At 73.7% G+C, this 10,095-nt stretch carries 8 protein-coding genes; 4 read left to right on the top strand and 4 right to left on the bottom strand.

All coding sequences use genetic code 11. The annotated features are described in order from the left end of the window. Positions 1 to 56: 56 nt before the first annotated feature. Positions 57 to 3,308 (bottom strand): BTAD domain-containing putative transcriptional regulator, encoded by a 3,252-nt coding sequence (locus tag ACWEVN_RS42745; RefSeq protein WP_449687863.1) that lies wholly within the window; start codon positions 3,306 to 3,308, stop codon positions 57 to 59. Between the two features lie 173 nt (positions 3,309 to 3,481). Between ACWEVN_RS42745 and ACWEVN_RS42740 the strand changes: the two genes are divergently transcribed. Genes ACWEVN_RS42740 through ACWEVN_RS42725 form a run of 4 tightly spaced genes read left to right on the top strand, consistent with a single transcriptional unit; the run spans position 3,482 to position 6,000 of the window. After that, positions 3,482 to 3,736 carry a WXG100 family type VII secretion target gene (locus tag ACWEVN_RS42740; RefSeq protein ID WP_449687864.1) on the top strand — a complete coding sequence of 85 codons (255 nt, stop codon included), beginning with the start codon at positions 3,482 to 3,484 and terminating at the stop codon, positions 3,734 to 3,736. Beyond that, the gene (locus ACWEVN_RS42735) at positions 3,733 to 3,978 is read left to right on the top strand and encodes a WXG100 family type VII secretion target (protein ID WP_449687865.1); all 246 of its coding nucleotides are present in this window, start codon (positions 3,733 to 3,735) and stop codon (positions 3,976 to 3,978) included. The genes ACWEVN_RS42740 and ACWEVN_RS42735 overlap by 4 nt, the downstream gene beginning before the upstream one ends. A gap of 46 nt (positions 3,979 to 4,024) precedes the next feature. Beyond that, complete coding sequence (locus tag ACWEVN_RS42730; protein ID WP_086845415.1) at positions 4,025 to 4,627, top strand: helix-turn-helix transcriptional regulator; 603 nt, start codon at positions 4,025 to 4,027, stop codon at positions 4,625 to 4,627. A 47-nt stretch (positions 4,628 to 4,674) separates the two neighbouring features. Beyond that, complete coding sequence (locus tag ACWEVN_RS42725; RefSeq protein ID WP_452055086.1) at positions 4,675 to 6,000, top strand: amidase family protein; 1,326 nt, start codon at positions 4,675 to 4,677, stop codon at positions 5,998 to 6,000. Positions 6,001 to 6,205: 205 nt separating this feature from the next. On the opposite strand, the gene ACWEVN_RS42720 is transcribed toward ACWEVN_RS42725, so the two are convergent. The 3 genes from ACWEVN_RS42720 to ACWEVN_RS42710 all read right to left on the bottom strand — a co-directional run. After that, on the bottom strand, positions 6,206 to 7,387 hold the full coding sequence (locus tag ACWEVN_RS42720) for a cell division protein DivIVA (RefSeq protein WP_449687867.1): 1,182 nt from the start codon (positions 7,385 to 7,387) through the stop codon (positions 6,206 to 6,208). A 135-nt stretch (positions 7,388 to 7,522) separates the two neighbouring features. After that, complete coding sequence (locus ACWEVN_RS42715) at positions 7,523 to 9,517, bottom strand: SDR family oxidoreductase (RefSeq protein ID WP_449687868.1); 1,995 nt, start codon at positions 9,515 to 9,517, stop codon at positions 7,523 to 7,525. 101 nt (positions 9,518 to 9,618) lie between these two features. Then, positions 9,619 to 10,095: class F sortase (locus ACWEVN_RS42710; protein WP_452055085.1), on the bottom strand; the 477-nt coding region annotated here is incomplete at its 5' end.

Raw genomic sequence — 10,095 nt, 5'->3', positions numbered from 1 at the left:
AGTGGTAAGGCGGGTTCTAACCCGCTTTACCACTCACGACCAGCGCGGGAGGGGGCTCACTTTCCGGCGGCCGCCCGGGAGCGCACCGAAGGCGCCCGCCGGATGCCGAACGGGCCCATCCGGGCCTCCGCGCGCCGCACGTCCCACACCGCGCCCATCTCCGTGTACGCCGTCAACGCGCCCCGGAACGCCGTGCGTGCCTCGGCCAGCTCGCCCGACTCCGCCAGCAGGATCGCCGCGTCTTCGGTCGCCTTCGCGTGCTTCAGGACCCGCCCGGCCGCCCGGTAATGCCCAGCCGCCGTCAGGACCGGGCCGGGATCGCCCGTCACCAGACCGCGGCAGTGCGCCGCCGCCGCGGCGTGCGCCGGCGGGACCTCGCCGTCCGGCTCGAGCAGGCGGACCGCCTCCTGCATCCGCTCCCGGTCGCCGAGCAGCAGCGCCAGCCGGACCAGGTCCGGCAGCCACTGGTGGCGGGCCGCCGGCGGGTAGGTGTCCTCCAGCAGCGGCAGCAACGCCGTCAGCGCCGCCTCCGGCCGGCCCTCCTGCTCGGCCAGCAGGGCACGCGCCGCGAGCAGGAAGTCGCCGCCGTCCGGCTCCAGGCCCGGCGGCCACTGCTGCCGGTCGGCCGCGTCGAGGTGCGTCCTGACCTGACCCGGCTGGCCGCGGTGGCCGGCGATCAGCGCGCCGACGCCGTGGACCAGCAACGCCGACCCCGGGCTGCGCAGCACGTACGACGCCGTCTCGGCGCCGTCGCGGATCACCGCGTCCAGCTCGGCCAGCGCCTCCCGCCAGCGGCCCAGCCAGTAGTAGTGCACCGCGCCGGCCAGGTGCATCTCGCCCGGCACCGCGCGCGTCGCGGCGATCCGGCGGGCGGCGTCAAGCGGCTCGGCGGCGTCGTCGAGGCTGTCGAGGTTCGGCACGGCCAGCGCCGCGTCGTCCAGCGGGTGCAGCCCGGCCGGGGCCAGCGCCGTCTCCTCGCCCAGTTTCTCCAGCGTGGCCAGCAGCGACTCGTGCCGCCCGCGCCACATCTCCGGCACGTCGGCGTCGTCGAGCGTCCGCTTGAGTTCGGCGGTCGCCTCGGCGAAGTCGCCGCGGCGGTAGTAGACGTAGGCCAGGATCCAGCGCATCTCGGCCGCGCGTCTGCTGTCGGACGTGCGCGCGACGACCGAGCGCGCTTCGGCTTCGGGCTCCCGGCCGAGCCAGAACAGCAGCCGGGCCAGGGTCGCGGTCAGCGTCTCCCGCGCGTCCGGCGGCAGCGTGCCTTGGGTGACGGCGTGGCGCAGCAGGTCCACGGCGGTCCGCGGGGCCTCGGTGGCCACCGTCCCGATGTGCTCCAGCAGCCACCCGGTCACCCACGGGTCCACCTGCGCGGGCGCGGCGGCGAGCTGCTCGGCGACGCGTTCGGCGGGCGCGCCGGCGGCGGCGAAGGCCTCGGCCAGCTGCCGGTGCAGCGCGACCCGCATCGCGGCCGGCGTCTTTTCGTAGAGCACGCGCCGCACCAGCGAGTGCCGGAACGCCAGCCGGTCGCCCGATTCGACGAGCACCCCCGAGGTGATCGCCTCGTCGACCGCGCCGACCAGCGCCATCGGCGGCCGTTCGGTGGCGACGGCGATGTCGCCCGGCGAGAACTCGCGGCCCAGCAGCGCCGCCCAGCGCAGCGTGTCGCGGGTCCCGCTGGACAGGAAGCTCAGGTACTGCGTGATCCGCGCGCCCAGCGGCGACGGGATCGTCTGGCACGAATTGCCGTCCAGGTGCGCGTGGACGCCGTCGAGCACGATCATCGACTGCGCGAGCAGCGTCTCGACGATTTCCCGGACGTAGCGCGGGTTCCCGGCCCCGTAGGAGACCAGCAGCTGCAGGCCCGGCCCGGGTGGCGCGCCGGCCAGCTCGGTGGCCAGTTCGCGCGCGGCGTCCTCGGTCAGCGGCGGCAGGGCCAGGACGGTGATGTCATCGTTGTCAAGCAGATCGTCCAGCGCGGCCGGCCGGGGAACCGGACGGCACGCCCCGACGAGCAGCAGCGGCAGCTGCCGCGTCTCCCGGCTCAGGTAGCGCCAGACGCGCAGCGTGGTGTCGTCGGCCCACTGCAGGTCGTCGAGCACGAGCACGAGCGGCGCCTCCGCGCACAGCTCGCGGACCAGCTCGAGGACGTCGTCCACGGGATCCTCGCCGGGCTGTCCGGCGAGCCGCGCGGCCAGGGCGGCCCGGCGCGGGTCGGTGGCGCGCGGGTGCACGCCCAGCGCGTCGAGCAGCGGCCGCAGGGCGAACCGCTGGTCCAGCGCGTCCGCGGCGGCGAAGGCCGGGCGGAAGTCCTGGGCCGCGGCGAGGACTTCGGCGAGCAGCGCGGTCCGGCCGCTGCCCGGCTCGCCCTCCAGCCACACCGACCGCCCCACCCCGGCCCCGAGCTCGACGACGGCCTCGTGCAGCCGGTCGAGTTCCGCCTCCCGGCCGACGAAGATCTCCGCTCGCTCCGGCAGGGCCGCGGTCGGCAGCCGCGGCGCCGGCGAAACCGGCGCCGGCTTGGGTTCCGGTGCCGCGGCGGGCTTCGCCAGCAGCTCGTCGTGCAGCCGCCGCAGGGCCGGGCCCGGTTCGGTGCCTGAGGACTCGACGAGCCTTTCGCGCACGTCGGCGTAGACCGCGATCGCCTCGGTCCGCCGCCCGGCCCGGACCAGCGCGCGCATGAGCAGCCCCCGCAACGTCTCGCGGAACGGGTGTTCGCGGGTCAGCGCGGTCAGTTCGGCGACGAGTTCGGTGTGCCCGCCCGAGTCCAGGACGACCTCGGCGCGCCGCTCGATGGTCGCCAGCCGCACCTCGGCGAGCCGGGCGCGCTGCGCGGCGGCGAACGGGCCGGGCAGGCCGGACAGCGGGACGCCGTGCCAGAGCCCCAAGGCTTCGTCGAAGGATTCCCGGGCGCCGCGGAGGTCACCGGCCGCGTGCCGGCGTTGAGCCTGCTCGCGCAGGGCTTCGAACCGGTGGACGTCGATCGCCTCGGCGTCCAGCCGCAGCGAATAGCCGGAACCGATCGACGCGAGCAGCTGCGGGCCCTCGCCCTTGGCGCGGCCGGGTTCCAGCGCGCGCCGCAGCCCGGAGACGTAGGTGTAGATGGAGCCTTGCGCGCTCTGCGGCGGCGCGTCACCCCAGACGGCGTCGATCAGCTCCTCGCGGGAAACCGTGCGATCCGGGTGCATCGCCAGCGCGGCGAGGACCGTGCGCCGGTGCGCGGAGCCGAGGTCCAGCTCCGTTTCACCCTGCCAGGCCTTCAAGGGGCCCAGCAGCTGGAGTCTCGGTGCGGAGCCGTCCGCGGCCGACATCGGTCTCCCTTCGTGCGTGAACGAATCGTCACGCGCCGGATGCCTGCCGTGAGCATACGCGGACGCCGTGAACCGGCAGGCAAGGATGGCGGACATTCGGGCAAGGGCACCCGGGCGGGGTTTCGCGCCGCCACCGCGTGCGCCACGCTCGGGAGCCGGAGAGGAGCCCTCGAATGGCGACAGCGCCGACCGAAGACATGCAGCGGGCCGCCGCCTGCTTCGCGGCCACCCTCGACGGCGCCCGGTCCCGCCTGCGCGACGTCAACAGCGAGATGGCGCTGGTGCAGGCGTCCTGGCGCGGTGAGGCATCGGTGCGGTTCGGCCAGGCGATGAGCGACTGGGAGCAGGAGTTCGACGTGATCCTGTCGCGGCTGGCGCAGCTGCTGGAGGCGACCGGCGGCCCGATGCCGCGGCCGCGCCTGCCGTGACGCGGCTCGACTTCCGGTTCGCCGATCTGGTGCTGGACCGGATGGGCGCGATCACCGGCGAACTCGGCGAGCTCCTGGCCGACCTGGAGGCCCGGGTCGAGCCGGAGCTGGCGGGCTGGACGCCGGAAGCGCGTGAAGAGTACTGGCGCGCCAAGCGCGACTGGGCCCGCGCGGCCGGGCGGATGCCGGAGTGCCTGGACCGGGCGCGGGCGGCCTTCGGGGAGCTTTCTTCACGGGCGTGAAGACGGAATAGGGAAAGCGTGAAGACACGCCGTCCACACTGCCCCCATGAAGCCCGTCGAAGTGAGCGTCCTCGCCTCGGACCCGATCACGCACGCCGGCGCGGTGAGCCTGCTGGACAACCATCCCGACGTCCGGCTGACCGACCTCGTGCCGGACGTGCTGCTGGTGATGGAGGACCACGTCACCGAGGCCGTCCTGGGCGAGATCCGGGCGGCCAAGGCGTCGCACGTCGTGCTGGTCGTCGAGCACTTCCGCGAAAGCGACCTGATGGCGGCACTGGAGGCCGGCGTGGTGGCGATCCTGCCGCGCCGCGAGACGGGCGGCGCCGAGCTGGTGACGGCGGTGCTCGCGGCGGGCGACGGCACGGCCAACCTGCCGCCGCGGCTGCAGGGTGCGCTGCTCGCGCAGGTGCAGCGGATGCGCAAGGACGTCCTGGAACCGAACGGGCTCACGCTGTCCGGGCTCGCGGCCCGCGAGTGCGACGTGCTGCGGCTGGTCGCCGAGGGCTTCGGGACCGAGGAGATCGCGGCGAAGCTGTGCTACTCGGAGCGGACCGTGAAGAACGTCCTCTACGGGCTGATGACCCGCTGCGGCCTGAACAACCGCGCCCACGCCGTCGCCTACGCCCTGCGAGCCGGCGCGATCTGAGACGTTTTCTCTGCCGCTGTCACCTTTCCGTGGGCTAGGGTCCGATCATGGTGCTCACGGCAGTGGAGATCGCGGCCTCCGTCCGGGCCGGGAAGCTCGATCCGGTGCAGGTCACCGAGGAGGCCCTGGAGCGGATCGCCGCGGCGGACGGCGTCGTCGGCGCCTTCCGGCGGGTGCGTGCCGAAGAGGCGCTGAAGGAAGCCGCGGAGGTCGCCGCGCGGCCGGATCTCGCGACGCTGCCACTGGCCGGGGTGCCCGTCGCGGTCAAGGACGTCACGGAGGTGGCCGGCGAATACGCGTCGCACGGTTCGCTGGCGGGGACGTCGGCGCGGGCGGACGCGGACGGCGTGATCGCGACGCGGCTGCGGGCGGCGGGCGCGGTGATCGTCGGGCTGACCCGGGTGCCGGAGCTGTGCATCTGGCCGATGAGCGACACCCCGGACGGCATCGCCCGCAACCCCTGGGACCCGACGTACGCGGCGGGCGGCTCATCGGGCGGCAGCGCGGCGGCGGTGGCGGCGGGGCTGGTCCCGCTGGCCCACGGCTCGGACGGCATGGGCTCGGTCCGCCTCCCGGCGGCGATGTGCGGCCTGGTGGGGCTGAAGCCGGGCGCGGACCTGCTGGCGGAGGGCGGCTGGTTCGGCATGTCGGTCCACGGCCCGCTGGCCACGACGGTCGCCGACACGGCGTTGCTGGTGTCGGTGCTGGCAGGCGCGCCTGAGCTGGCCGCGGTGACGTCGCCGTCGCCGGTCCGCATCGGCATGTCGACGACGGTACCGTTGCTGCACAGCCCGGTCCCGCGCGAGCTGGTGGCGGCGGTCTCGACGGCGGCGGGCCTCCTGGCGGCGGCGGGTCACGAGATAGCCCCGGCCGCACCCCGCTACCCGGCGACGATGGTCCTCGGCATGACGGCCCGCTGGCTGGCGGGCCCGGCAGCCCAGGCCCGCGAGTTCGACGTCAAGCGGCTGCAGCGCCGGACCCGCGCCCACATCCGCGCGGGCCGCCTGGTCGAGAGGACGGGCTTGATCCGCGCGCGGACGCGTGATCGCTGGATCGCCCGGGCGGAGGAGTTCTTCGCGGCGCACGAGGTGCTGCTGACGCCGACGCTGTCCCACTGGCCGGTGAAGGCGGGCCGCTGGCACGAGCGAGGCTGGCTGGCGAACGTGCTGCCGTCGACGCGCTTGGCGGGCTTCACGGGCCAGTGGAACTTCGCGGGCTACCCGGCGATCACGGTCCCGATGGGCAGGTCGGTGGTGTCGGGCCTGCCGACGTCGGTCCAGCTGGTGACCCGCCCGGGCGGAGAGTCGTTGCTGCTGGGCTTGGCGGCCCAGCTGGAGACGGCCAATCCGTGGGCCCGGACGGCGCGCAACTGAGGGCGCGCCGCTGTGGATGACTGAGCGCGCGCCGCTGCCGGGCACCGGAAACTGTCGGTGCCCGCCGGTAACGTAAAAACCGGGGGGCCCCTCCACGCGCGCGGGTTGCGGGCTTCGCGACACGCTCGGCTGGGGTTGCTCACGCGATGAAGGCCGCGCCGGGGACTCAGGAGTCCCGCAACGCGGCCTTCACAGATGCCGTGGCTCAGTTGCCCGGCTTGCTCCCCGACGGCGACAGCGGCTTCGCGCCATTGCTGGTGGACCCGTTGCCGTTCGCGGGCTTGGTCGCCGGGCCGTTCGAGTTGGCCGGCTTTGGCGCTGCAGCCGGCTTGGGCGCCGCAGCGGGCTTCGGGGCCGGCTTGGAAGCCGCCGGCTTGGGCGCCGCCGACTTCGGGATCGACGGCTGCACCACCGGGACCACCGGCGCCGCCGGCGTGGTCGCCGACTCCGCGTCCCCGCCGACCAGCTTCGACGCCTGGGGGATCACCGCCTCCTCCGGCAGCGTGGCCAGCTGCGTCTCGCTGTGGTTGAGGATGTCCTCCGCCATCGCCAGGCTCTTGCGCGCCTGCTCGCGGATCTCCGCCAGCCGCTCGACCTTGCGGTTGGCCGCCGTCGTGCGCTGGGCCGCCTGGGTGGTCGCCTCGTCGAGCCGGCGCTTGGCCTCCGCGGTCGCCTCGTCCAGACGCCGCTTCGCCTCCGCCGTCGCCTCCGCGATCCGGCGCTCCGCCTGGTTCTTGCTCGCCGTGCGCTGGTCCGCGATGTGCTTCTCCAGCGTGGCCTTCTGGGCCGCTTGGGACGCCTCGAACTCGCGCTCCAGCTTCCGGCGCTTGCGCTCCGCCTCGTTGTCCAGGAGCTCCCGGCGCTGGGCCGCCTCGATCGTCAGCCGCTGGACCTCGGCGCGCGTCTCCGCCAGCGCGTTCTCGTGCTCGGAGTGCAGCAGGTCGGCCTGCTTGTCCAGCTCCGCCACCAGCTTCGAGTACCGCTCACGCAGCTTCGTCGACGCCTCCGTCGAGGACGCCCACGTCTTCTCCGCGGCGACCTCGGCGCGCTTGATGATCTCGTCCGCGCGCGCCTGGGCGAGCGTCACCGTGCGCTGCATCCGCTCGTCGAGGTCCTCGAGCCGCTCCGGCGGCTTCTTCAGCTCCTCGATGCGCGCTTCCAGCGCCGCGACCTGCTGTCGCACCGTTTCGGCCTCGCGGGTCGCGGCGGCGGCCTGGGCCGCGGCGGCGTCGCGTTCGCTGAGCACCCGGCGCAGCTGGGCTTCGACGTGATCGAGGTACTGCCGCACCTCGTTGCGGTCGAAACCGTGCCAGGCCTGCGTGTACTCACGACGGAGGGGGAGGAGGCCGTTGAGGGCGGTTGCGGCGGGGTCGCGCTCAGGAACCATGGGCCCGACCGTACCCGGGCACCCGCCGCCTCCGCCTTCCGGCTTCACGAATCACCAACACGTGTCGCCGTGTCGCCGGAATGGCCTCACCCCGGGAACGCAGAGTGAGACCACCGTGCTGACCAGCCGGACCGATTACCAGTGGAAGCCGCGCGAGAGCCGGGCCAGCGCCATCGCCGCCCGTGAGAGGTGTTTCTCGCCACGTCCGATCTTGAGCTCGCCCGAACCGCCCGCCGCGGTCGAATCCGGGAAGATCCGGAAACCCTGGTACGCGACGGCGTCGGTGAGGCCCGGCGTGAGCGTGTACGCCAGCCCGATCGCCTGCCCCGCCGGGGTGCCGATGTGCTTGGGCCGCTCGACGAGCGCCTTCATCACCATGTCCGCGGCCTGCTCCGGCGACTTCGTCGGGAACGCGTCGTAGATCTTCGTCGGCCGGATCATCGGCGTCCGCACCAGCGGCATGTGGATGGTGGTGAAGGTGATCCCGTCGCCGTGCGTCTCGGTCGCCGCGATCCGCGAGAAGTAGTCCAGCGCCGCCTTCGAGGCCGCGTACGCCGAGAAGCGCGGCGCGATGCCCTGGACGCCGATCGACGACACATTCACGATGTGCCCGAACTTCCGCTCCGACATGTGCGGCAGCACCGCGAGGATCAGCCGTACCGCGCCGAAGTAGTTGATGGCCATCGCGCGCTCGTAGTCGTGCATCCGGTCGTAGGACAGCTTGATCGACCGGCGGATCGACCGGCCGGCGTTGTTGACCAGCATGTCGATCCGGCCGTGCTCGGCCAGCATCGCGTCGACGGCCTTGCGCACCGAGTCCTCGTCGGTCAGGTCGGCCGGGTACACCGACGCCGTGCCGCCGGCGGCGACGATCTCGTCGCGGACCTCCTCCAGCTCGTGCTGGCGGCGCGCGACGAGCAGCGGCACGCCGCCCGCGGCCGCCACCTTCAGCGCGGTCGCCCGCCCGATGCCCGAGGACGCGCCGGTGATGATCACGCGGCGGCCGTCGAGCTCACCGCGCGGGCCGTGCTTGCGCGCGCGGAACGGGTCGAGGTGCTCTCGCCAGTAGCGCCACAGCGTCGGCGCGTACTCCTCCAGCCGCGGGACCTCGACCGTGCCGGCCAGCGCCTTGCGCGTCTCGGCCGAGGAGAACACCGACGGGAACGCCATCGTGTCCAGCAGCACCGGCGGGATGCCGAAGCGCTCCATGACGGCGTCGCGCGCGATGGTGACGCCGGGGATGTGCTCGGTCAGCTTGACGAGCCCGACGATCCGCTTCGAGAGGCCTTCGCCCAGCTGGACGGTGATCGTCGGCGCGCCCGCGGCCCGCGCGAAGGCGTTGTACACCGACACGACCGGCTGCGGCTCGGGGTTGACCAGGTGGAAGGCGTGGCCGTCGAGGCCCGGCTTGACCACCAGCTCCAGCAGCGCCTTGGCGACGTAGTCGACCGGCACGATGTTCGTGTCGCCGAGGTCGGGGCCGACGACCGGCAGCACGTCGGGCAGCCCGGCGAGCCGGTTGATCGCCGGGAAGAGGTAGTACGGGCCGTCGATCTTGTCCATCTCGCCGGTCTCGGAGTGCCCGACGACGACGGCCGGCCGGTACACCCGCCAGGGCACCCGGTCCTGCTCGCGGACGATCTTCTCGGCTTCGAACTTGGTCCGGTGGTACGGCGTGACGAGGCGCTGCCCGGCGTCGAACATCTCCTCGGTGAACACGCCTTCGTGGTCGCCCGCGACGGCCACCGACGACACGTGGTGCAGGCAGCCCGCGCGCAGGTCCGCGGCGAGGTCGACGACGGCCCGCGTACCGTCCACATTGGCCTTGATGCTGGCTTCGTCGTCGGCGGTGAGGTCGTAGAGCGCGGCGAGGTGGACGATGTGGTCGACACCTCCGCGCAGCTGCTCGCGGTCCGCTTCGGACACTCCGAGCAGCGGCTCGCCGAGGTCGCCGGTGACGAGCGTGACGCGGTCGGAGTGCGGCCACTGGTCGACCAGCGCGGCGAGCTTGGCCCGCGAGGACGCGCGCACCACGAGGGCGACGCGGTCGTCGTCGGGGCGGGACAGCAGCAGCCGGGTGAAGTGACGCCCGATCAGTCCGGTCGCGCCGGTCACCAAGAACGTCGCCATGGTCTTCACACCTCTCGCTCCGCAGCCCTGACCCTGGGCATTCTGCTGCATGGCGACGCCCGCGACCACCGTTTCGAAACGTGATGTTACCCACGAGTAACTTAGCTGGGCTCCGCGATGACGACGCGGTTCTCCTCGTAGCCGTCCGAGCCGCCGACCCAGCGGCCGCCGCACGTCACCAGCACCACGCGGTGCGGGCCGGACTGGCCGAACAGGTAGTCGGCCCGGGCCGGCAGGTCGCTCTTGTGCACCGTGACCAGCTGCGAGATCCGGTACCGCCAGGTCTTACCCGCACTGTCCACAATGGTCACCGCGGCGCCGACCTGCGCGGTCCACAGCTCGGCGAACGGCCCGGTCGCGCCCCGCCAGTTCACGTGGCCGGCGAACACGCTCGCCCCGCCCGCGGCGTCGAGTGACGCGCCCCACCACGTCGCCTGGCCGAGGTCGGTGGGCACCGGCAGCTCGCCACCCGGGCCGAGGTCCTTGCGCACGAGCGTCGCCGTCCCGCCGGCGGGCAGCCGGACGGTGCCCCGCGCCTGCGGCGGCGGGGACGGCGGTGGCGCGCCCGCCGCGCAGAC

This window comes from Amycolatopsis sp. NPDC003861 (genome assembly GCF_053605405.1).
The sequence above is the reverse complement of the archived record's forward strand: the minus strand, read 5'-3'. Positions and strand labels throughout refer to the sequence as shown.

Coding starts and splice junctions, on each gene's coding strand:
- ACWEVN_RS42725 (WP_452055086.1), top strand. CDS start 4,675: ATGGTGCTCACGGCAGTGGAGATCGCGGCCTCCGTCCGGGCCGGGAAG.
- ACWEVN_RS42730 (WP_086845415.1), top strand. CDS start 4,025: ATGAAGCCCGTCGAAGTGAGCGTCCTCGCCTCGGACCCGATCACGCAC.
- ACWEVN_RS42720 (WP_449687867.1), bottom strand. CDS start 7,387: ATGGTTCCTGAGCGCGACCCCGCCGCAACCGCCCTCAACGGCCTCCTC.
- ACWEVN_RS42715 (WP_449687868.1), bottom strand. CDS start 9,517: ATGGCGACGTTCTTGGTGACCGGCGCGACCGGACTGATCGGGCGTCAC.
- ACWEVN_RS42740 (WP_449687864.1), top strand. CDS start 3,482: ATGGCGACAGCGCCGACCGAAGACATGCAGCGGGCCGCCGCCTGCTTC.
- ACWEVN_RS42745 (WP_449687863.1), bottom strand. CDS start 3,308: ATGTCGGCCGCGGACGGCTCCGCACCGAGACTCCAGCTGCTGGGCCCC.